Origin of the sequence: Tenacibaculum finnmarkense (genome assembly GCF_900239185.1) — a bacterium.
Classification (GTDB): domain Bacteria; phylum Bacteroidota; class Bacteroidia; order Flavobacteriales; family Flavobacteriaceae; genus Polaribacter; species Polaribacter finnmarkensis.
The window spans coordinates 1-22,904 of sequence record NZ_OENA01000060.1 but is presented as its reverse complement, the minus strand read 5'-3'; the positions used below and the strand labels follow the sequence as shown (position 1 = coordinate 22,904).

Sequence of the window (22,904 nt, the reverse complement as noted above, 5' to 3'; positions counted from 1 at the left end):
AAAGCTATTAAAATGATACAAATATACCACAATCCACGTTGCTCAAAATCTCGACAAGGGCTTGAAATTTTAGAAAATTCAGAGAAAGAATTCGAAGTTGTAAAATATTTAGAAAATATCCCTTCTGAAAAACAATTAACCCAAATTATTAGCCTTTTAAACATCGCTCCTATTGATTTGGTTCGTAAGAATGAAAAAATATGGAAAGAAGAATTTAAAGAGCAATTTAAAAACAACGAATTATCTGACAATCAGCTTATAAAAGCAATGCTTAATCATCCTAAACTTATTGAACGCCCAATTGTTGTAAACGCAGATAAAGCTGTTATTGGTCGTCCGGTAGAAAATATTTTAACCATTATTTAAATAAAACACTATCAAAAATCTAGTTAAATAAATCACCCCCTCACAATGAAAAAAATAGTATTATTTACCTTTTTAGTATTCACAACAATACTAACATCAAATGCTCAAAACAACAGTTCGTATGTTAAATTTACCGAAGCACAAATTACCTCAGCAAAAAAAATTGCAGTAGAAAAAATTGCCGTAGAAGTTTCATTCAATAAAGGCGTTGAATACGAAGGTAAAAACTTCTGGTTTGTTACTACAAAAGACGATAAAAGTTATTATTTTAATAGCGATAAAAACTTTAAAGATGTCATTTATATTGAAGAATATTACAACTCTTTAATGGAATATATTATTGAAGAAAGCGATTTTTAGCCTCAAACTTATTCAATTTTATCAGAAATAAACAAACAGACCTCATAGGTTTTAAAAACCTGTGAGGTCTTGTATTTTACTGAAAATTTATATTTTAAAGATTGATTTTAAAAACCCCAATCCATAACCTGTAAATTGTACTAAGGTTGTTAATTTACTTTTAGCAGCAATATTAATGTTTTTATTTTGCCTGTAAGCATCTATAAAAATTGCCATAAAATAAAACACATAGCACATAAAAATTTGCCAACATCCGAAGGATAACAGCAATAAACTCACCAAAAAACCGATTATAAATACACTGGGAAACCAATAGGTTAATTTTGCTGATTCAGGATATTTTGCATTCAAAATAGGGCGGGCAGTTCCAAAGGCAAATGTTTGTTTAAAAAATTGCTTAATTGTACTTCGGCGTTTATGATACACAAATGCTTTTTCAATAAGTTGGGTTTCAAAACCATTTTCCCACAAACGAAAGGTTAAATCAATATCTTCACCAGCCTTCATTCTCGAAAATCCAGCTGTTTTTATAAAGGCTTTTTTTGATATTCCTAAATTAAAACTCCGTGGTTGAAACTTTCCCAATCCTTTTTTCTTTCCTCTAATTCCACCTGTTGTTAAAACCGATGTCATCGAATAATTAATGGCTTTTTGTAAATCAGTAAAACTACTATGAGCAGCATCGGCACCTCCAAAAGCATCGGTATATTGTTGTTTTAAGCCTTTTTTTACTTCGGATAAATATTGTGTTGGCAAAATTACATCGCTATCTAAAATGATAAAATAAGTACCACTAGCACGTTGCATCCCAAAATTTCGGCTTGCTCCTGCTCCGCTATTTTCTTTATAAAAATAACGGATATTCAAGCGATTTTTGTAGCTCTTTACAATTTCTTCGGATGATTTTTCAGAGCCATCTTCAATAATAATAACTTCGAAAGCATCTTTTAAATCATCTTTTAAATTCTCTTGAAAATCTTGCTTTGTAAGGCTTTCTAATAATTCTTCAATTTCTTTCGGACGATTATAAACAGGAACTATTATTGAAAATTTTAACATCCTTTTTTAAATTTTACAGACTTTTAAGCTAAAAAACCTGGATTAATTTGCTTTGTAATTCCACTCCAAAGATTGATGCGTTTTTCTAATGATTTTTTAGCATATAGCAATACTTCTTCCCATTTTTGGGCATCGTTACCACATAATTCTTCGATCATTTGTAATGATAAAGGACCGTGCTCATCGCCATCTAATTCAATATGTCTTTTTAAATAATAGGTTAATTTACTATATGTTGTACTTTCTTCTTCTTCGGTATTTTCTTCAGTATTTTTAACAATTTCTAAAAACATATCAGGTATTACATCCTCTCTACCAAAGGTAAAACTAGCGGCAATAATATGTGGTTTTTCGGTAGCAATAACTTCAAAAGAAAACAATACAAAATCTTTTACTTCTGGTAAAATAACTACCTTATTTAAGGCTTCTTCTATTGTTACTCCTCCTAGAATAGCATCAATAAAATCAGAAATTTGAGCGGTATTTGCCCCTGCCTGATTCATGGCATCAATATACATTTCAAAATGACTTTTAGAAACGCCTAATTCGTTTACATCGGTTTCTTCGCCTAAAACTATTTCATTGATAAACCGTGCTGTATTATGGTTTGCCACAGGAAGCCAAGGCAAAGTGGTACAGGTTAATTTTTGTTGCAAGGCCTTTAATAACGACATAAAATCCCAAACAGCAAAAACATGCGATTCCATAAAAGTTTTAACATCTGTAATATTTTTTAAAGAATCGTATAACCCGTGTTCTTTTAACTGTTTTCTTAAAGGAGCTAAATTTGCTTCTATTTGGGCTAGCTGTAAATTATTGTTCATAATAATGTATAAATAAAAAATGCAAATCTAACGATTTGCATTTTAATATATTTTGTATGCTTGTTAAAGTTATGCTTCTGTAAATTTATCCATTACTGCCGTGCTAACACCCATATTTGAAAATCCGCCGTCGTGAAATAAATTTTGTAAGGTTACTTTTTTTGTTAAATCTGAAAACAACGAAATCGTGTAATCGGCACATTCTAAAGCAGTCGCATTTCCTAGTGGCGACATTTTATCAGAATAGGAAATAAATCCATCGAAACCTTTTACCCCTTTTCCTGCTCTAGTTGGCGTTGGCGATTGCGAAATCGTATTTACACGCACTTTATGATCTTTCCCAAAAAAGTAGCCAAAACTACGAGCAATCGATTCTAAATAGGCTTTATTATCAGCCATATCGTTATAATCAGGAAAAACTCGTTGTGCTGCCATATAACTAAGCGCTACGATACTCCCCCATTCATTCATGGCTTTTTTATGATACAAAACATTTAAAACCTTGTGAAAAGAAACTGCAGAAACATCCGCTCCTTTTGCTGTAAAATCATAATTAGGATCAGTATAATGACGCTTTTTACGCACATTTACCGACATCCCGATTGAATGTAAAACGAAATCAATTTTACCGCCTAAAATTTCCATTGATTTTTCAACTAAAGCCGTTAAATCGTCCATTGACGTTGCATCGGCAGGAATAATTACCGCCCCTGTTTTTTTAGCCAATTCATCAATATTTCCTAAACGCATTGCCGCAGGAGCATTGGTTAATACAAATTCAGCGCCTTCTTCACAAGCACGTTCGGCAACTTTCCAAGCAATAGAATTTTCATCTAAAGCCCCAAAAATAATTCCTTTTTTTCCTTTTAATAAATTGTACATATATTACTTTTTACTGTATCTAATTTTTGTTTTATAGCCTTTTTATTAATTTAAAAGCGATTAATTCAATAATTCTTTTGCATGAATTAGCGCACTTTCAGACACCTCTTTTCCGCTTAACATTTCCGCAATTTCAATAATGCGTTCTTGTTCGGAAAGTAATTTTAAATTAGAGGTTGTTACGCCGTTTTCTTCGCCTTTATATACTTTGTAATGCTGCACTCCTTTTGCCGCAATTTGAGGTAAATGCGTAATGGTAATTACCTGCATTCCTGCTCCCATATCTTGCATTATTTTGGCTATTTTATTAGAAACTTCCCCTGAAACTCCCGTATCAATTTCATCAAAAATAATAGTTGGAAGCTGTATATTTTCTGATAAAATTTTCTTTACAGAAAGCATAATTCGTGATAATTCTCCTCCAGAAGCCACTTTTTTAAGTTCGCCAAAATTTCCGCCTTTATTTGCTGAAAACAGAAACGACAATACATCTTTTCCATTATAAAAATAGCTGTCCGACGGAATTAATTCTATTGAAAAACGCGCATTTGGCATTCCTAATTCCGTTAATAAATATTCCAATTCTTTCTGTAATTTAGGAATCGCCTTATTTCTAGATGCTGTAATTAAAACCGCAAATTCATCTAATTTATTTGTTACTGCTGTTATTTCTAAATTTTTAGCAGCAATCAATTCATCGGCATCATCTACCTGCGCTACTTTTTCTGATAATGATTCAAAAATAACTAACAATTCAGCAATAGAATTCACAGAATGTTTCTTTTGAAGATTGTAAATTAATTGCAAACGGTCGTTTAATTCTTCAACTTCATTTGGGTTAAAAGCAACCTCTTCGTTCGCATTTTCTAATTCGGCAACAACATCATCAAATTCTAATTTTAAACTCGTAACTCTATTCGTAATTTCTTGGTAATTTTTAGCGTATGCACTTATTTTTTGCAAGCTATTTTCTAAGGAATACAGTAAATTTTGCACGCCAATTTCTTCATTCGATGAAACAGCTAAAGCCTCCGATAAATGCAGTTTTATTTCCTCTACATTATTTAAAGTATGTAATTTTTCTTCTAAAACTTCTTGCTCGCCTATAACTAATTCCGCTTGTTCAAATTCATTGAATAAGTGTGAATTGTAAGCATATTGTTCTTTTGATTTTAGAGTTTCTTCTTTTAAAATTTTTAATTCTTTAACTAAAGAAGTATATTTTTTCATCCCTGTTTTGTAGGATGTAACCTTGGTTTTATTTTTTGCCAAGGCATCAATAATCGAAAATTGAAAACTAGTATCCGACAATTCAGCAGTTTGATGTTGCGAGTGAATGTCGAGTAATTTTATTTTTAACGCTGTTAAAATTGATAAATTTACAGGCGTATCGTTTACAAAAGCCCTTGATTTTCCAGAAGGTAAAATTTCTCTACGGATAATAGTTTCGGGCTCATAATCAAGATCAAATTCATCAAATAGATGCTGTAAAGAATAGCCTTCAACAGCAAATTTGGCTTCAATAATACATTTTTTATCGGTGTTTTTTAAGGAAGATAAATCGGCACGGTTTCCCATTACCAAACCTAAAGCGCCTAGTAATATGGATTTTCCTGCGCCTGTTTCCCCAGTTATGATTGATAAACCTTTTGTAAAATCAATCGATAACTGATTGATTAACGCGTAATTATGTATGGATAAATGTCTAAGCAAAATCGATTATTTAAAAAAATAAAAGTACGTGTTTTTAATGAATTAAATTACTTAAAAAAGAACAGATATATTGCTAGTCTTTTTACATCGGAACAACCTGTTTTGTAAGTATAAAAATAATTTGAAGCTATTTCCCGCTTTCCGCACTCGCTCTTTTTTGAAAAAAAATCAAAAAAGGAGCTCAAACAATTGCTACAATCGGGGCTAGGGTTTTTTGCTATATTTTAAGATATTAGATTATTTTTATGGCAACGACTTTAAAGATTGTTTAAATTTCAGTTGAAAAAAAACAGCATAGAAAAAATAAGGAATCGCATCTGTCAACGGGAGTTTATTTCAGGTTCGCTTTCTGGTTTTTCGTAATTTCCCTGTTGATGCGATGCTGAAATAAATTCAGCATGACGAGAATCAAGTCTTTATTTAATTTTTAAACAGGCTCTTAAAGAATTAAAACTAATCTAATTTAGCAAAAAAAGCATCAATGTAAAGTACATTGATGCTTTTTATATCATAAAAAAATATCTAATAAAGATTACAAACCTTATTTAATAGTTTTCCATTTATCTTTATAAGTAGGCGCTATTTTATTTAAAACACTTAGCATTTTCTGTGTATTTTTTGCTGGTTTTCCATCCGAAAAAACATTAGAAATTTCATCTGCCTTTGCATCTAAAAAAACACGAATCATATAATTTCCTATGGTAATATTATGCAGTTTTTCTAAGGCGATTACATTTTTTTGAATCGTTTGTTTTGCTAATTCTTTATCTGCTGAAAAATTATCGAAACCTTTTCGGTGATACTCATAAAAAATAGTACGTAAAGAGCTAAATTTTGAAGATAAAAAACCATCAATCAACGCAAACCTATTTTGTTTTCCTATTTTATTTTGCCAAGCACTTTCTCCACTAGACTGCGCTTGTAACATCACATTTTCTGCGGTTTTAAAATAATCTGTCCCCCCTTTTAAAGCAAAAGTATCGGCATCAATTCCTAAAATAGTATAAACGTAAAATGCAATGGTCGATACCAAATTAGAATCGTAAGTATTTGGGTTAAAAATTAAAGGCGCAAACTCACTATATTTAAAATTAAAATTGGTGTCGTTAATATTTAAAATAGGCGTTGCATAACTTGAATTATACACAGGTCGTGTAGCTTGAATTTGAAGGCTTGCAGTAAAATTAGCCGCATTTTGTTCGCTGATAATAATGGTAAACGCACAATTAATACGCTCTTGTTGCTTAAAAGTTTTAGTCGTCCATTGGGTTTCGTTAATAAACGCCGTTATTGATTTTTGAAGTGTTTGATAAACTTGCTTATTACTACTTTGAATTTTATCGGTATTTATAGTTACCAAAGCATTTAACTCTTGCGATTGCAAGCTAAAAACGGCTGATAAAATAAAAATTAAAAAGAAAAACTTACGCATCTATTATCGTTTTAATTATTGTTCGTTTGAATATGGCTTAAAATTATTTAGCATTCAAAGTAATCAAAATTATTTTAAAAAAATACGCGTTGTAACAATTTTATTAAATTCTTTTAAGAACTTCGCTCATAATATCTGCTGATACTGCTTTTTTTGATTTCAAATCAAAGGGTTTTTCGTTAAAATCAGCATCAATAATGGTTATTTTATTGGTATCGGTAGCAAAACCTGCGCCTTTATCTTGTAAAGAATTCAACACTATAAAATCTAAATTCTTTTTGATAATTTTAGCTTTTGCATTTTCAACTTCGTTATTGGTTTCTAAAGCAAAACCAACTAATAACTGGCTTGTTTTAATTTCTCCTAACGATTTTAAAATATCTTTGGTAGGTGCTAACTCAATTACTAAAGCGGAATCTTTTTTCTTTATTTTTTGAGTAGCAGTATTTTTTGGTTTATAATCAGCGACTGCGGCAGATAAAATAGCCACATCAACCTCCGCAAAATATTGATGACAAGCATCGTACATTTCTTGGGCTGATTTTACATCAATTCTATGGATAAAAGAATGATTTACTGCTTGGTGTGATGGTCCTGAAATTAAATAAACCTCAGCGCCTAAATTAGCGGCTGTTTTAGCTATTTCAAAGCCCATTTTACCTGAAGAATGATTTCCTATAAAACGAACAGGATCAATTACTTCGTAAGTTGGTCCTGCGGTAATCAGCAGTTTTTTCCCTTTTAGCGGTAATTTAGAAGCGATATTTTTTTCTATAAAAGAAACAATATCTGCGGGTTCAGCCATACGACCTTCGCCAACTAATCCGCTTGCTAGCTCACCAGAGGTAGCAGGAATTAAAATATTACCAAAACTTTGTAATTTGTCTAAACTATTTTTAGTCGATGGATGAATATACATATCCAAATCCATGGCTGGCGCAAAATATATCGGACATTTTGCCGATAAATAAGTTGCTAACAACAAGTTATCGCAAGTACCGTTTGTCATTTTCGACAAGGTATTTGCAGTGGCTGGAGCAATGATCATAATATCTGCCCATAGCCCTAAATCAACGTGATTATTCCACACCTCATTTTCATCTTCTTTATCATAAAAAGTTGAATAAACAGGGTTTTTAGAAAGTGTAGAAAGTGTAAGCGGGGTTATAAAATCTTTAGACGCAGGAGTCATCACTACGATAACTTCTGCGCCTGATTTTATAAATAATCGAACTAAATTGGCTGTTTTGTATGCAGCAATACCTGCGGTAATACCTACTAATACTTTTTTACCATTTAATACAGACATATTATTCAGCGTCTGGAGTTCTAAAATATACTTTTCCGTTTAACCATTCATCTACTGCAATAGCGTGAGGTTTTGGTAAACGTTCGTAAAATTTAGAAACTTCAATTTGTTCTTTATTTTCAAATACTTCTTCTAAACTATCGTTATAAGTAGCAAATTCATCTAATTTATCAACTAATTCTTTCTTTAAATCAGCATTAATTTGATTCGCTCTTTTTGCTATAATTGAAATAGCTTCATAGATATTCTCTGTTGGAGCTTCGATAGCTTCTTTATTATAAGTAATAGTACTTAAGGGTGCTTTCGTTTCTTTATAATCCATCTTTTAACTTTTAACTAATTGTTCTTGTTCTTTATTTAATGCGGCTAACATTGCGTTTGAATCTTTTATAAATTTAGATTCAGGAAAACTTCTATTTAATTTATCGTACGCGTTTATAGCGGCTTTAATTCTAACAGCTTTTCTACGCTGCGTACTTTTCATGGCAAAATCGTGTGCTGCTTTTAGTCTAAAATATAACGCTTCTTCTTTATATTTTGTTCCTAAATAATCTGATAATAAATTATCAAAAGCAGTAATTGCAGCGCGATAATTTCTAGAATCATAGCCTGCTGTATTGTAATATGTTTTTGCTATTTCAAATGCTTTTTTCTCTAACCTACTACGTAATTCTGTATAATATTTATTTGCTTCGTCTAATTTATTAGAATTAGGATAAGCATCAATAAATGACTGAAAAGAAGCCAACGCTTTGTTTGTATCTGTAGGGTCTAAACTAAAACTAGGTGCAGCCTTGTAATAACTTAATGCCGATAAAAAAGCAGCGTCTTCTTTCTTTGAACTTTTAGGATAGTTTTTAGCAAACCTGTTAAAGTAATAGCCTGCTAAACTATAATTTTTTTCATTAAAATTAGATTGAGAAACCATATACTGAATACGTTCCATTTGAGGTTTACCTCTATACGAAGGGGTTACTTTTTCAAATAAACGCAATGCTTTACTGTATTTTTGCACTTCGTACATTTTTACAGCCATTTTGTATTGTTCCTGAATACTTCCTTTGTTTAACACTTTGTTATACTCTCCGCATGAAGACAAAACCAATAGCATTACAAGTAAATACGCTAAATTTTTAATTTTTTGCATTTGGCAAAATTAGTGATTAATTATGGATTATTAAAACGATTTTTTTTTCTGTAATACAGTATTGCAATAAACTATAAAATTTAATACAAAAAAGACTTATAATATATAAATATTTGTTAATCTTATTACGCTGGGTTAGCAGCTGCACCTTGAGCTACAATTAACTTTACATCGTTATCAAATAAATATAAACCCCCTTTATCATCGCCAATTAAATTAATTTTATCTAAAATATTTCTCGCCAATGCTTCTTCTTCTATTTGTTCAGATACATACCATTGTAAAAAGTTGTGTGTTGCGTAATCTCTTTCTTGTAAAGTAATATGAACCAAATCATTAATTGATGCTGACACCATTACTTCATGGTCAAATAAGGTTTGAAACATCTCTTTAAATGAACCAAATTCACTTGGTGGCGCTACTAATTCTGATACTTTTGCGTGTCCTCCTCTTTCGTTTACAAACTTTACTAATTTTAACATATGCATACGTTCTTCGTCAGAATGTGCGTACATAAATTGCGCTACCCCTTCAAAACCCTGTGTTTCTGCCCAGCAAGCCATCGATAAATATACTTGTGAAGATTCTGCTTCAATTTTTATTTGTTTGTTTAACGCTGTTTCTATTACTTTTGATAACATATTTTTGTTTTTATTTAATTATTTCTCATCTATTATTTTTATCTATTATAAATAACAGACAATTAATACAAAGATGCAAAAAAAAAGACTACAATTAAAGAACTGTAGCCTAATTTTTGTTTAGATTTTATTTTAAAAAGCGTCTGTAAAGTCTGAAATTTTTGTTTGTAATTCTTCGGATGCTTTTACTAACGGTAAGCGAACCTCATCTAAGCAGATGCCTTTTTTTAGCAATACTGCCTTAATTCCTGCGGGATTATTTTCTTCAAAAATATAATCTACAACATCCATTAATTGGTAATGAATTTTATAGGCTTTTTTATTTTTCCCTGCCAATCCTAGCTGAATCATTTTTGAAAATTTCTTTGGAAACCCTTGTCCTATTACTGATATTACTCCTGCTCCACCTGCTAAAACAACACCTAAAGCTAAATCATCATCACCAGAGATAATTAAAAAGTCTTTTGGTTTATCTTTTAACAACGCTAAATATTGCTGCTGATTATTTCCAGCTTCTTTGACTCCTACAATATTTTTAAAATCGTTTGCCAATCGTAAAATCGTAGCAGGCTCCATATTTTTAGCCGTTCTACCAGGAACATTGTATAAAATAATTGGTTTTTTAGTCGCTAAAGCAATGGCTTTAAAGTGCTGATAAAAACCTTCCTGTGTTGGTTTTGAATAATACGGTGCTACCGACAATATTCCATCAATATTTGATAAATCGGCAGATTTTAACTCATCAATAACCACCTGTGTATTATTCCCCCCAAGTCCTAAAACTAAAGGTAATCGTCCGTTATTTTCGGCAGCAATTACTTTTATAATTTCAACTTTTTCTTGTGTTGTTATCGTAGCACTTTCGGCAGTTGTTCCGTTGATAACTAAATAATTTGTACCGTTATCAATATTGTAATTTACTAATTTTTTAAGCGCCTGAAAATCGACACTTAAATCTTCGCTAAAAGGCGTTACCAAAGCCACTCCTGTACCAACAAATTTTTGCATTATATTTTTTTTAATATTGTTAAGTATTTTTTTAATTCTTGATTTAAAACCGCTTCATTAAAGCTATTATCGGCAATAACAAGGTCATACAATCGATCATCAACATCAGCAAAACCAACTTTTAAAGTTGCTTTCGATAGCAAAGTTATTATATTAAGGTATAAATTTGGCGTTTTTATATAGTTAATAAGCAAATCGTACTCATTTTTAACGAAACTTTTTAATTTGTCTGATTTTAAACCTGCTTTAAAACCAACTTCTTTATCGGTAAAAAATGTTGGTAATACTTCTTGTTTTTTTTCAAAAGGTTTATAAATTAACACCGTAATAGCTTCTTTTTTAAGAGAAAGCTGGTTGGTTAAACTAGTAATTACAATGTTTTCTAAAGATTCATTATCTAATAAAATAGCAATTTTTTTAACTTTATGTTGCGGCTGATTTTTAGCATTTTTCTCTACAATAGTTTTGTTATAAAATTTCTGAATTGATTTTTCTTTAAGTTTGGCTATCATCTTTTAAATAATTACGACCACTAATGTACTTTTTCTGTTTCAATTTCAAACAATAAAAATTGCGTTAATTGCTTTCCATATACTTGAAAATTATCATCAGAAACGAAAATCAGGGAGTTATTTCCGTTCGATAATTTAGGTCCTAAAGTAATTCCTTCAATATTATCGATAATCGAATTGGTTAATTTAGGCTGAATTGATTTAAAATCAAATAGTAATTCTTTTTTTAAAGGGATATATTTTTCTTTTTTAAGTGCTGGAATTTCTAAGGTATTTGTAGTGTTTTCGTTAAAGCTTTTATTAACATTTTCATTGACTGTTGCTTTAAAAATTCGGATGGTATTTCCATAAGCCCCGTAGCCGCTTTGATAAATTCGTTCTACCACAAAGAACTGATTTTTTTTGTATTCTAAAATAGCAGTAACACCGTTTAAATTAACGCTTCCTTTTGCAGGTTTGTCAATTTTTTCTAGCTGATAAGAAAATTGTTTGGTCGCTGTTTTGGTTTGAGTATCAAAATACGTAATACGTATTGGCGATGGTGTTTTATGGAATGTTGGCTCATCGCCATCGGCTTGTAGCGGGGCTTCCATTGCTACCCAAAAACCTTTTTTATCGAAACTTTTTGATGAACTTTCAAAAGCGGCATTGTGTTTTGGTTTTGCTTGGGAATTTGCTTTAAAATAATCAGGGATTTTTATTTCTTCTTTAAAATTACCAGCGGTATCAATTGTAAAAATCGTTGGATTTTTACCCTTACGGATGCTTCCTTCACTGACTAAATTTAGTTTATTATCCTTAAAAAAAACCGATTCTAGGTCTAACACATTATTTTGATAAAAATCACTATCAGGTTGTAATGAAATTACTTTTTGAAAAATCACATTTTTGATACTGTCTTTTTTGATGATAATATCACCAATTAAAACCCGTGGATTTTTAGCATCATCAACTACCATATAATATTGATTATTACTAAAATCAATCCCTGAAATTCCGCCAATAATAGTATTGTTAAAATTTAAAGAATCTTTGACTACAAATTCATTTAAAAATTTTAATTTAGGTTGTTTTAAGCGTTGTTTTTTTAAGCTTGTTTTTTCTGCTTTACAGCCTGATAAAACTAAAAATACTGCGATATAAATAAATCTTTTCATAAAGCAAAAATACTATTTAATTAAGAGCCTGTTTAAATTTCATCTGAAAAAATTTATAGTAAAAGATAAAATCTGTCAAGCTAAATTCAGTTCAGTTTTCGCATCCTTATTTGCCGTATTTTTTAGCTTTTTTTGATGATTTTACTTAGGTTTCATATAACTTTGCCAATGTACGAGTATGTACTTTTCTCTTTGAGCTAAAAAACCATATTCGTAACAAAATAAATAAACCTGCCCTTTGCTATTTTTCCAATAATTTGTAAAATAATTTGGATCGAAATCTTTTGCTAGCAATTTTTCTTTTCTGACACTAGCGTATCCTGCCTTGTTAAATTCTTTTAATATTTTTCTGTTATTTTTGAGTTTTTTATCTATTACAGAAAACAAACTATCTTCTTGCTCTTTATTATTTTCATAATGATAGGAAGATCGACAATAAGAAGAACAGTATTTTTTATCAACCCTTCCTTCTAATTTATTTTTACAGTGAAGACATTTCTTTTCCATAAGTGTATAATTAACCGTTTAATAAACGTATAAATATATGCTTATATTTTTTTTATTCAGTGTTTTTTTTGAATTTTATCGCGTGAAAAAAACCTCAGAACATATTACCTTAAAGCATTTATATATTAATAATTGCAAGATGATTGGGCTACAATTTAGCCCCAATAAGGTTATTCATGCATTAATAAAAGAACTTCCTGAACCTAAATGGAGTGCGGAGTTTAATATGGTTTATTTAAAATATTCTAAGAAAAATATTAATGCTGTTTTTCAAAAATTTAAAGGTGTTATCTGGATACATGGCAACGCTTTTTTCAAAGAAAAACCAATAAAAAACAACAGCTTACCCAATATAAACTGGTTTAGAAATAGGGCTAAAAAAGAAACACTTAGGTATGCTCCTGAGGGTTATTTATTAAAATTAGAGCTTAAAAGATACTCTTTAAACACTTGTAAAATATATATTTCATTGTTTGAGAAATTTATAAATCATTTTTATCAGCAGCCAATAAATGATTTATCTGAAAAAGATATACAGCAATATCTTCAAGCACTAACACATCAGAATAAATCGAATAGCTATGTAAATCAGTCTATTAATGCTATTAAATTTTACTATGAAACAGTATTAGGTATGCCTAATCGATTTTACAGTATAGATAGACCTAGAAAAGAACATAGGCTTCCTAAAATAATATCGAAAGAAGAAATTTTAGCTATTATAGATCACACAAATAACATTAAACATCGGTGTATTGTTAGCCTTTTATATTCCGCAGGGTTGCGTAGAAGTGAAATTCTTGATTTAAAAATAACAGATATAGACAGCAAAAGAATGTTAATACATGTTAACAATGCTAAGGGAAATAAAGACAGGTATTCGTTACTTTCTACAACAGTTCTTAAAGAATTAAGGGTGTATTATAAGGAATGGCAACCTAAAACGTATTTATTTGAAGGCAGGAAAGGACAAAAATATTCACCTGAAAGTGTCGCTGTAATTGTTAAAAGAGCGACTAAGAAGGCTGGAATTATAAAGAGAGTAACTCCACATATGTTACGACATTCCTTTGCTACTCACCTTTTAGAAAGTGGTACGAATTTGCGCTATATCCAAAATTTATTAGGGCATAGATCTAGTAAAACAACAGAAATTTACACTCATGTTGCCTCTCATAATTTTAAATCAATTAAAAATCCCCTAGATTCGTAAAAGATATATGATATATATATGTAATAATACGTATATTTGGTTGTTGGCAACTATTTAAACAAACTCTGAGTTCAAAGCAAACAAAATGAAAAGACTAAGAAACATAGGAATATATTATACCGTATTTGGAATTTTACTAATGATTAGTTTTATTTTCACTAATCTATGGAGAATATCTATAATTGGAATAATACTACTTTTAGTTTATTTTTTCTTAAAAATTGTATGTAAAAAGAAAAAAATAGTTACAAAATTAACTAAACAGCAATTACAACTTTGGGATTTTATTTTAGTTATTTTACCATTTGTCTATGTATTATTAGCCTCTTGGTATGTTTGGAGACCTTATAAACAAACTATCATTCTTCCCAAAAATTATGAAGGTATTGTTGCCATACAATATGATAGACCTAATGGGCAAAAAGAAAAATGGACTGGAGGATTTTTAGGAATAGGAGCATCACGAATAATAGAACTAGATACAACAGGTATCGCCAAAACTCAATTTAAATTTCATAATAATGCTATCCCTTTTCTAGGAGCAAAACAAAATTACCAAAATAAAGGTGGACTAAAAATCTATTATGAAAATGATTTGAATAATGAAATCATTAAAGATGCTGATGGTAAATATCAAACTTATAAAAATCGAAATATAGAACACCCTAATATATATTTTACTGGACTGACAAAATACCCATTAATTATTTTTGTGATTACAAAGTCTAAAAATTATGATAATTACTTTATGAATGAAGAAGAAATGATTAAAGAATATGAAATTAAACATAATCAAGAACCTATACACGGTACATTTTTAAATATTCGTAAATTAAATAATAGGTATACTAAATATTACAAATTACAAGAATATTATCTTAAAAACTAAAACTATGTTTCCACTTTCAATAAAATTTCAAGCATTTATACCAAAATCACTTGGTAGACCTCTTTCAAGTTACTTTGAAAATACAAACCGTTTCAAATTACTTAACAACAAAGAAGAGTTTATAAGACAATTAAGTAGCTTTAATATTCAAAAGCATACTTGGCTTCCTGAGCCTGGTTCTTTATCTAATTATTATGCAACTGATAATGTAGAAATGTTTCATCATCATAGCGAGCATAGTACTCGCTTAGCAATAAATGCAGAAATTGATTTAACAAAAATTGGTAGTTATAATTTTAGAAGCGAAATTTTTAAACATTTCTCTCATTTAGACGGAACAATTGGAAGTAAGAATAACCAACATTCTGGTAAAAGCCATCAAGTAAAAGCATATATAAAACGGATTCCTTTTCATGACGATACGCCTCGTGCATCAAACAAAGATATGTATATTGGTGTTTGTAGTGAATTACATTCTGACCGTTCAGACGAAGCCCCTTTAGATATATCAATTAATAATTCAAAAAAGCATTCTTTCTCTGATGGAGGAAATGATACAACAACAATCAAGATTTCTGCTTCTGCAGGGTATCCTTTTGCTGAACCTTTCTCACCTAATATTGATTTTAAATTAGAAATTGAACTTTTTAAAAACTTATCCAGTAAGTCTATTGATGTACAAGTAAAAGGATGGCATAATGATTTCCCTGCTTATGAATTAATTATTGATGATAGAGCTGTTTACACGCATAATCCTTCTGACTATGGATATACTGGTCCTGGTTTTGGAAATTTAACTAAAAGTAGAGATTTCCAAAGAACACATACAATCTATTTGAATGACTGGGATATAAGAACTTTAAAAGAGAAAAACAAATTTGGGAGGTGAAACAGTTGCCAACAATCTGTATAGTTAATGGCTACATAGAGCAAATATTAAAGTTAGGTTCTTTTTTATAAAGTTCATTTCTTCCTGAAAGTTTAGTCTTTTAAAACGCCACTAACCATACAGTAAACGTTAGCCACAATACAAAAAAAGAACAGCAGATGAATAGACAACAAGCTGAAATAAAACTAAAACAGATTTTTGGATTCGATAGATTTTATAACGAACAATGGGAAACTATTGATTTGCTATTTCAAGGTAAAAGAGTTCTTTTAATTGAAAAAACAGGGTTTGGAAAATCATTGTGTTTTCAGTTTCCTGCTACACAATTTGACGGTTTAACAATCATATTCTCACCACTTATTGCCTTAATGCGTGACCAAGTTAAAGGGTTGAAAAAAATTGGAGTTAGTGCAAGTTTCATTAACTCAGAACAAACACGAGAAGAAAATTCACAAACGATTCAAGATGCAATAAATGGGCAACTGAAAATTTTATACATAGCACCTGAAAGACAAGAGAATCAAGAATGGATACAGGCTACAAGACAAATGAATTTATCAATGATTGTAATTGATGAAGCTCATACTATTTCAGTTTGGGGTCACGATTTCCGACCAGCTTTTAGGAGAATAATTAATTTAATACAGTTGCTTCCTAAAAATATGCCTGTTTTAGCAACCACAGCAACAGCAACAAAAAGAGTTCAAATTGATGTTGAAAAACAAATATCTAATGACATAACAACATTAAGAGGACGACTAATCAGAGAAAATTTCAACTTATTTGTAATCAACGTCAAATCAGAGGATGAAAAGTTAATTTGGCTTGCTGAGAACCTAAATAATATTGAGGGAACAGGAATAATTTATTCAGGAACAAGAGTCAATACAGAAATATACTCACGTTGGTTCGATTACCTTAAAATAAATACTACCGAATATAATGCAGGTCTTGATGGTGAAACAAGAAAAGAAGTTGAAAATGGTTTAATGGCTAATAAGTGGAAGGCTGTTGTTTCTACTAATGCCTTAGGAATGGGAATTGACAAACCCGACATTAGATTTTTAATTCATACACAAATACCAGCCTCACCAATTCATTATTATCAAGAAATAGGGAGAGCAGGTAGAGATGGAAAGCCAACAAGTATAATTTTATTTTATAATTCTTCAAAGGACGATAAAGGAATAGAGGAAGATTATAAACTTCCAAAAGCATTCATTGATGGTGGACGACCAAGTTTAAATAAGTACAATAAAGTTATCAATGCTGTTAAAGGAGAGCAATTGGGTGAACGTCAAATAATGAAAGCAACCAATCTTAAACAAACTCAGGTGCGAGTAATTAAAGCAGACTTAATAGAGCAAGGTATTATTAAAGAAGTAATTTATGGTCGGTCTAAAAAATACGAATATCAATTTGATGCACCTGAATTGAATACAAAAGCATTTGAAGAATTGAGAGAATTAAAACTAAAAGAACTTGAATCAATGCTTGAATATGTCAACCTGAATACTTCAAGGATGAAATTTTTGTGTAATTATCTCGGTGATGCAATTCCTGACCAAATTAAAAATTGTGATAATACAAATCTTCAAAAATTCATTTCTAATCCGAAACCTGAAACAGTCAAAGTGCTTTCTGATTTTAGAGAAACTTATTTTCCTATATTGAAAGTTGAAAGTAGAGGTTCTAATATCGTAAATGGTATTGCTTCAAGTTATTATGGGGTATCAAATGTTGGGGCAGCTCTTAACAGATGCAAATATCATAATGGAGGTGATTTTCCTGACTTTTTGCTTAAATTGACATTAAAAGCATTTCGAAAACACTATGGACAAGAACCGTTTGATTTAATTGTATATGTGCCACCTACTGAATCAGGAGACTTAGTTAAGAATTTTGCAGAAAAAATTTCAAGAGTTTTGAAAGTTCCTATTTCACATAATCTTGTAAAAACAGGAGAAACACAACCGCAAAAAGTATTTAAAAATGGTTATTTAAAAAAAGACAATGTTGCAGGAATGTTTATGTTTAATAACCCCGAACAAATAAGTGGTAAAAATATTATTATCTTTGATGATATTTTTGATAGTGGTGCAACAATTAAAGAAATTGGGCAAATGTTAACTAATAAAGGTGCGAGTAAAATAGCACCTTTAATAATCGCCCGAACGGTAGGAGGTGATATATAAAAAGAAATAGTATGAATGAAGAATTATCGTATTGGCTAGCTTTGGCACATTTGCCAAAACTTAGAACAAAAAAAAAGAATGAAATAATTGTTAGATTGTTTGAAGAACAAAAAACGATTATTGATTTTTTTCATTTTGAACCAAAACAATGGAAAGACAACTACGAATTAAATGAAAATGAGATTTTATTATTTCAAAATGCTATAAAGGAATTATCAAATTATGCTTTTATGGTAGAAGACCTTCTTGAACAAGGATACAGTATTATACCAATCACTTCACCTGAATACTCTCCTATTCTTAAAAAGAATTTAGGTAGAACATACGCACCGCCTTTAATTTATACAAAAGGGAATAAGGCAATAATGAAAGAAAAATCAGTCGCTATTGTAGGTTCAAGAAAAGCAGATAAAGTGTCTTTGGATTTTACAGATAATATTGCTAAAACAGCTTCCCAAGATTATAAAGTTATAGTAAGTGGTTTTGCCAAAGGAGTTGATAAGCAAGCATTAGATTCAGCACTAAAATATAAAGGACAAAGTATTATTGTTCTACCACAAGGTATTTCAACATTTAATTCGGGCTTTAAAAAATATTATAAACAAATCATTGATGGTGATGTGATGGTATTGAGTGCTTTCTATCCAAAAGCGACTTGGAGTGTAGGCTTAGCAATGGCTCGTAATCCAATCATTTATGGTTTAGCAAATGAAATCTTTGTTGCAGAATCAAGCAATAAAGGCGGTACTTGGTCGGGCGTTGTAGATGGATTAAGAAAAGGACGAAAAATATTTGTCAGAAAACCAGATTTTAATGAGAAAAATGCGAATAACCAACTAATACAAAAAGGAGCTGTTCCTGTTGATTCAAAAGGGAATGTTTTAAGTTATGAACAACAAATAAATATTAATCAAAATGTTGTTTCAGAACCTGACCCAAATGATGTTGAATATAAAATTATTGAATTCTTAAAAAAAGGCGTATATACTTCAAAGAAAATAGTTGATACACTTAAATTAGATTGGAGTACAAGAAAAGTTTCCTCATTTCTAAAAGAACAAGATGAAATTATTACAGTAAAAGGAAAACCATTAAAGTTTGCTCATAAAGAAAGAACAATTCAATCACAAAAAACATTATTTGGTTGAAAATGAAAAAAGTAAAGTGGCTAACAAAGGCTATACGTAATTTGGGTAATATACTAATATTCAAGCTTATAGAATTTAATAAAATTAGTAGTAAATTGAAAATTAATAGTTTCAAAATCCCAAACTACGCATAGCCAAACCGTTAGGTTTAATATAAAAAAAACGAAAAATCAGTATGAAAAAAATAATTATCACAACAGTTTTAGGAATGTTTCTTTTAGTAAGTTGCGGTGGAAATAATTCAAAGTCTAATACGGAAAAATGGTATGAAGGCGGAAATTTACACAAAAGTAAAATGTCGGAATGGAAAAGTGCAAGTGAAGAAAATAAATTAGCAACCTGTAGCGATTTTATGGCAACAGTAGATAATTCTGTATCTATGGACGAATTAAAAGTTCGAGCAGAAAATTTAAAAACCTGTATAGATGAAGCAACAAAAGGTTTAGATGAAATGAACACCGAAGCTGTTTCTTCAATAGCAAGTTTATGTATTACAACAATGGGTTATTCTAAAAAATAAGAAATGAAAAATATATTAATAATTTCAGCAATTGCAATTATAGGATTTACATCTTGTAAGAATGAAAAAAAAGAAAGTAAAGTAATTGAAGTCGTAGAAAAAGTAGATAATACTGAAAAAACAAATGAACTTTTTGAAGAATTCAAATCTCTATACGATGAATTATTGTCATTTAAAGGGAAATCTGATTTCAAAAAATTCGGCTTTGGAAAAGGTGGAAAATATAATAAATGGCTTTCTAATGTAGAAGATTTGAAAAACAACCCAGATTCAAAATTACTTTTACAAAAAGGTGTTTTAGCAGGAGAATTAGAGCTGTTAGGATTTGCTTATGTTGGTTCAAAAGGAAAAGAAACTGAAGTGAGTAAAAGTTTTAATAAAGTATTTTCAGAAGCAATTTCATCTAAACCAGTTGAAAAAGTTGAAACTGCATCAGGAAATAGTAATTATGATAAATTAAAATCAGAATACAAACTTTTTGGAAAGTGGAAAATTACAAACACTACGGTTAAATCGAGTTATCCATATGAAATTTACAAAAAAGGAACTGAGTTTATTGGTGTAATTCCGAAAGACGAATATAAAACTGAAAACATCATAAAAAAAGGAAACAAGTATTCTGTAAAAGGAAACAAATATGGAGAATATTATATCATCAATTCAAGTAAAGAAATGACATTATTTGATAAAGGTGGAGAATTGAAAAGTATGGGATATATTGCAACGAAAGAATAAATACTAAACCTAACAAAGTGTAAAAACAATAAGGGTTTTAGTGCTTAATTCAAAGTTCAGTGCATTTTACAAAGTTCGCAAAATTTACAATTTTACGAACTATTAAATAAAGAAAAATTGCAAATTTGGCTAAGTGGAAAATTGAAAGTTCAGTCTTTCGAAACCCTTACTATTCTTACACATAGCGTTATGTTTAACGGCGGAATTTCCTCAGAAATTCCTAATGAGTATTTTATGAGTTCTAAAAAATAAATTACCATAATTATACGCCGAAAAAAAATATTCAAAAAAAGCTAAAGATGAAAATAACTTCTCCTCTATTTTAAGAAAAAAATTAAAATCTGTAAAAGTATTTTAAGACAATTTAGAAATAAAATGAAAAATTAAAAAATCATTTAAAACTGAATATAGAAACGTGAATATATCTATGGAGAAAAAAGGTTTTAGTAGAACAGCGCGAATATCAAGCTGAATCATAAAATGAGAAATTTGAGTTTTGAAAACATGAAAAAGTAATTAAGAAAAATAAAAAGGCGAAAATTAAGCTGTGAAGCGGAAAAAATGAACGGAATAAAATTTAAATAGAATGATTATTTAGAACTCAAAACCGATAAACATAACACCGTATATAATTTATTGCTAGTTTTTTTAAATTAAGAATATCATTTTTTAAATTTTATATTTCACTTTTATTAACTAAATTAGTTGCTCGAAAAACGCAACAAATCATATACAAAAACGTTGGCATTCATTAGAAACAAAGAACAAAAATGACAAATAGAACAAAAAATAGAGTTTTTATTTCTTACAGTCATAACGATATTCAAATGGCTCATAGAGTTTCTGATACTCTACAAAGAGAACAAATTGATGTCGTTATTGACTACAAAGACATAAGTGTCGGAGAAAATGTTTTCGACCAAATTAAATATATGTATGAAACAAGTGAAACTGTGATAATTTTACTTTCGAAATCCCTTTTTTTATCTAAATATTTTCAATTTGAATTTCCTCAATTCTTCTTTGAAGAAGCAAGAAAAAGAAAAATAAATATAATTCCAATTCTAATCGAAAAATGTCAAGTCCCTAGTGAATTTTTAGAATTTGATATTATAAACTTGACTAATGATTTTGAAAAAGGACTTGACAAAGTAATTCAGAAATTAAAATTAATTCCCGAAATTTCTTTTGAACATTTCTCACCTTACGAATTTGAAGATTTTACATTCGATTTTCTTAAAGCATATGGGTTTAAGAATATTCAGCGTGAACAAAAGTATAATGATAAACAAATTGACTTTATAGCAGAAACATTCACAAAAGATGTTTTTGGAATTCCGAACCACGAAACTTGGATGATTGAAGTAAAGTTTTATAAGGAAGAAAGATTTAGCATTAATTCATTAAATCAGATTATTAACCTTTACCAATACATCAACAAAGAAGATGCTAAAATACTTTTAATAACTAATAGTATTCTTACGTCTGTTGCACAAGAATATATCGAAAAAGCAAAGCGTGAAAGAAATTTAGATATTAAGGTTTTAGATGGAGTAATATTAAAAAAACTTGTAGCAAAGAGAAAACGATTATTAAATAAATACTTTTTAAGATGAGCCAAGTAAATGATTTCATACAGAGATTAGATGCTTGTCCATTAGGAAGTCCAGGATGGGTACAATTTGAGAATTTATGTACAGAAGTATTAACATATTTATTTGTTCCGCCTCTAATAAGACCTCAAAGGCAAGCAAACACATATTCTGGTGTAAATCGCAGAGATGCGATTTTCCCAAATAGAAATATTGTACCTAACACTGACCAACATTCAAAAAATTGGTTTCATTTGTTTCAAGAGTTAAATGCAAGAATGATATTATTTGAATTTAAAAATTATGAAGCGACTGAAATTGGTACTAATGAAGTAAATCAAACCTTGAATTATTTAACAAATCCAATGGGCCGTTTTGCTATTTTAGTATGTACAAAAACACCTAATAATTCGGCTCACATAAGACGAAATACAATCTATTCTAATGACCAAAAAGTAATATTATTTATGACAAAAGAGCATTTAAAGGAAATGTTAGTAATGAAAGAAAGGGATGAAGACCCTTCAGATTTAGTAATTGACTTACTGGAAATGTTTTACATACAACACGAATAAAGAATAACGAAATGCCAACAAAGTGTATAAATCATTGGGCAATAAGTCATTAAATCAAAGTTTGTGCTTATTAATAAAGATAGAGATAAACTGAAAATGAAGTACTTTTAAACGCCCAACGCTTCATACACAAACCGTTGTGTGCAATATCTCAATTGGACAGGACAGTTTTTTCGAAGGATCACGCTGGAATATTGGAGTATTAAATTAGGATCACTTCTAGCGGACAAA

Annotated in this window: 24 protein-coding genes; 11 read left to right on the top strand and 13 right to left on the bottom strand. The window is 29.9% G+C overall.

The window, feature by feature from the left end; genetic code table 11:
* Nucleotides 1-12 precede the first annotated feature (12 nt).
* Both arsC and AQ1689_RS08190 read left to right on the top strand, forming a co-directional pair.
* Nucleotides 13-366 carry an arsenate reductase (glutaredoxin) gene (gene arsC, locus AQ1689_RS08195; protein WP_101955777.1) on the top strand — a complete coding sequence of 118 codons (354 nt, stop codon included), beginning with the start codon at nucleotides 13-15 and terminating at the stop codon, nucleotides 364-366.
* 45 nt (nucleotides 367-411) lie between these two features.
* Entirely contained in the window at nucleotides 412-726 is a 315-nt protein-coding gene (locus AQ1689_RS08190; protein WP_058885269.1) for a hypothetical protein, read from the top strand.
* Nucleotides 727-813: 87 nt separating this feature from the next.
* On the opposite strand, the gene AQ1689_RS08185 is transcribed toward AQ1689_RS08190, so the two are convergent.
* The 13 genes from AQ1689_RS08185 to AQ1689_RS08125 all read right to left on the bottom strand — a co-directional run bounded on the left by AQ1689_RS08185 (nucleotide 814) and on the right by AQ1689_RS08125 (nucleotide 12,917).
* Complete coding sequence (locus AQ1689_RS08185; RefSeq protein ID WP_101955776.1) at nucleotides 814-1,785, bottom strand: glycosyltransferase; 972 nt, start codon at nucleotides 1,783-1,785, stop codon at nucleotides 814-816.
* 23 nt (nucleotides 1,786-1,808) lie between these two features.
* On the bottom strand, nucleotides 1,809-2,609 hold the full coding sequence (locus AQ1689_RS08180) for a DUF3050 domain-containing protein (protein WP_101955775.1): 801 nt from the start codon (nucleotides 2,607-2,609) through the stop codon (nucleotides 1,809-1,811).
* A 69-nt stretch (nucleotides 2,610-2,678) separates the two neighbouring features.
* Nucleotides 2,679-3,491, bottom strand: coding sequence for an enoyl-ACP reductase FabI (locus tag AQ1689_RS08175; RefSeq protein WP_101901344.1), 813 nt, complete (start codon nucleotides 3,489-3,491; stop codon nucleotides 2,679-2,681).
* 60 nt (nucleotides 3,492-3,551) lie between these two features.
* Entirely contained in the window at nucleotides 3,552-5,204 is a 1,653-nt protein-coding gene (gene recN, locus AQ1689_RS08170) for a DNA repair protein RecN (protein WP_101955774.1), read from the bottom strand.
* A 541-nt stretch (nucleotides 5,205-5,745) separates the two neighbouring features.
* The gene (porD, locus tag AQ1689_RS08165) at nucleotides 5,746-6,636 is read right to left on the bottom strand and encodes a type IX secretion system protein PorD (RefSeq protein WP_101955773.1); all 891 of its coding nucleotides are present in this window, start codon (nucleotides 6,634-6,636) and stop codon (nucleotides 5,746-5,748) included.
* A gap of 103 nt (nucleotides 6,637-6,739) precedes the next feature.
* The gene (gene coaBC / locus AQ1689_RS08160) at nucleotides 6,740-7,945 is read right to left on the bottom strand and encodes a bifunctional phosphopantothenoylcysteine decarboxylase/phosphopantothenate--cysteine ligase CoaBC (RefSeq protein WP_101955772.1); all 1,206 of its coding nucleotides are present in this window, start codon (nucleotides 7,943-7,945) and stop codon (nucleotides 6,740-6,742) included.
* A gap of 1 nt (nucleotide 7,946) precedes the next feature.
* Nucleotides 7,947-8,267 (bottom strand): DNA-directed RNA polymerase subunit omega, encoded by a 321-nt coding sequence (locus tag AQ1689_RS08155; RefSeq protein WP_101915158.1) that lies wholly within the window; start codon nucleotides 8,265-8,267, stop codon nucleotides 7,947-7,949.
* 3 nt (nucleotides 8,268-8,270) lie between these two features.
* Nucleotides 8,271-9,092, bottom strand: coding sequence for an outer membrane protein assembly factor BamD (locus AQ1689_RS08150; protein ID WP_058885278.1), 822 nt, complete (start codon nucleotides 9,090-9,092; stop codon nucleotides 8,271-8,273).
* A gap of 125 nt (nucleotides 9,093-9,217) precedes the next feature.
* A complete protein-coding gene (locus tag AQ1689_RS08145) occupies nucleotides 9,218-9,733 on the bottom strand; it encodes a ferritin (RefSeq protein ID WP_101955771.1) in 516 nt (171 codons plus the stop codon).
* Between the two features lie 132 nt (nucleotides 9,734-9,865).
* A complete protein-coding gene (gene dapA, locus AQ1689_RS08140; protein ID WP_101955770.1) occupies nucleotides 9,866-10,741 on the bottom strand; it encodes a 4-hydroxy-tetrahydrodipicolinate synthase in 876 nt (291 codons plus the stop codon).
* Nucleotides 10,741-11,253: a DUF6913 domain-containing protein gene (locus AQ1689_RS08135; protein WP_101915162.1), complete on the bottom strand. Its 513-nt coding sequence runs from the start codon at nucleotides 11,251-11,253 to the stop codon at nucleotides 10,741-10,743. Before AQ1689_RS08135 ends, dapA begins: the two co-directional genes overlap by 1 nt.
* Nucleotides 11,254-11,273: 20 nt before the next feature.
* Nucleotides 11,274-12,410, bottom strand: coding sequence for an esterase-like activity of phytase family protein (locus AQ1689_RS08130; RefSeq protein WP_101955769.1), 1,137 nt, complete (start codon nucleotides 12,408-12,410; stop codon nucleotides 11,274-11,276).
* A 141-nt stretch (nucleotides 12,411-12,551) separates the two neighbouring features.
* Entirely contained in the window at nucleotides 12,552-12,917 is a 366-nt protein-coding gene (locus AQ1689_RS08125; protein WP_101955768.1) for a hypothetical protein, read from the bottom strand.
* A 139-nt stretch (nucleotides 12,918-13,056) separates the two neighbouring features.
* Between AQ1689_RS08125 and xerA the strand changes: the two genes are divergently transcribed.
* From xerA to AQ1689_RS08080, 9 genes are all read left to right on the top strand, one after another.
* Nucleotides 13,057-14,130, top strand: a complete 1,074-nt coding sequence (gene xerA, locus AQ1689_RS08120; RefSeq protein ID WP_101955767.1) for a site-specific tyrosine recombinase/integron integrase — start codon at nucleotides 13,057-13,059, stop codon at nucleotides 14,128-14,130.
* Between the two features lie 85 nt (nucleotides 14,131-14,215).
* Nucleotides 14,216-15,019, top strand: a complete 804-nt coding sequence (locus tag AQ1689_RS08115; protein ID WP_101955766.1) for a hypothetical protein — start codon at nucleotides 14,216-14,218, stop codon at nucleotides 15,017-15,019.
* A 4-nt stretch (nucleotides 15,020-15,023) separates the two neighbouring features.
* Complete coding sequence (locus tag AQ1689_RS08110) at nucleotides 15,024-15,908, top strand: hypothetical protein (RefSeq protein WP_101955765.1); 885 nt, start codon at nucleotides 15,024-15,026, stop codon at nucleotides 15,906-15,908.
* Nucleotides 15,909-16,066: 158 nt separating this feature from the next.
* Entirely contained in the window at nucleotides 16,067-18,103 is a 2,037-nt protein-coding gene (locus AQ1689_RS08105) for a RecQ family ATP-dependent DNA helicase (protein WP_101955764.1), read from the top strand.
* An 11-nt stretch (nucleotides 18,104-18,114) separates the two neighbouring features.
* Nucleotides 18,115-19,251 (top strand): DNA-processing protein DprA, encoded by a 1,137-nt coding sequence (locus tag AQ1689_RS08100; RefSeq protein WP_101955763.1) that lies wholly within the window; start codon nucleotides 18,115-18,117, stop codon nucleotides 19,249-19,251.
* Nucleotides 19,252-19,426: 175 nt separating this feature from the next.
* Nucleotides 19,427-19,771: a hypothetical protein gene (locus AQ1689_RS08095; RefSeq protein ID WP_101955762.1), complete on the top strand. Its 345-nt coding sequence runs from the start codon at nucleotides 19,427-19,429 to the stop codon at nucleotides 19,769-19,771.
* Between the two features lie 3 nt (nucleotides 19,772-19,774).
* Nucleotides 19,775-20,506 carry a hypothetical protein gene (locus tag AQ1689_RS08090; protein ID WP_101955761.1) on the top strand — a complete coding sequence of 244 codons (732 nt, stop codon included), beginning with the start codon at nucleotides 19,775-19,777 and terminating at the stop codon, nucleotides 20,504-20,506.
* 770 nt (nucleotides 20,507-21,276) lie between these two features.
* The gene (locus AQ1689_RS08085; RefSeq protein ID WP_101955760.1) at nucleotides 21,277-22,122 is read left to right on the top strand and encodes a TIR domain-containing protein; all 846 of its coding nucleotides are present in this window, start codon (nucleotides 21,277-21,279) and stop codon (nucleotides 22,120-22,122) included.
* A complete protein-coding gene (locus AQ1689_RS08080; RefSeq protein WP_101955759.1) occupies nucleotides 22,119-22,673 on the top strand; it encodes a hypothetical protein in 555 nt (184 codons plus the stop codon). The genes AQ1689_RS08085 and AQ1689_RS08080 overlap by 4 nt, the downstream gene beginning before the upstream one ends.
* Nucleotides 22,674-22,904: the final 231 nt, after the last annotated feature.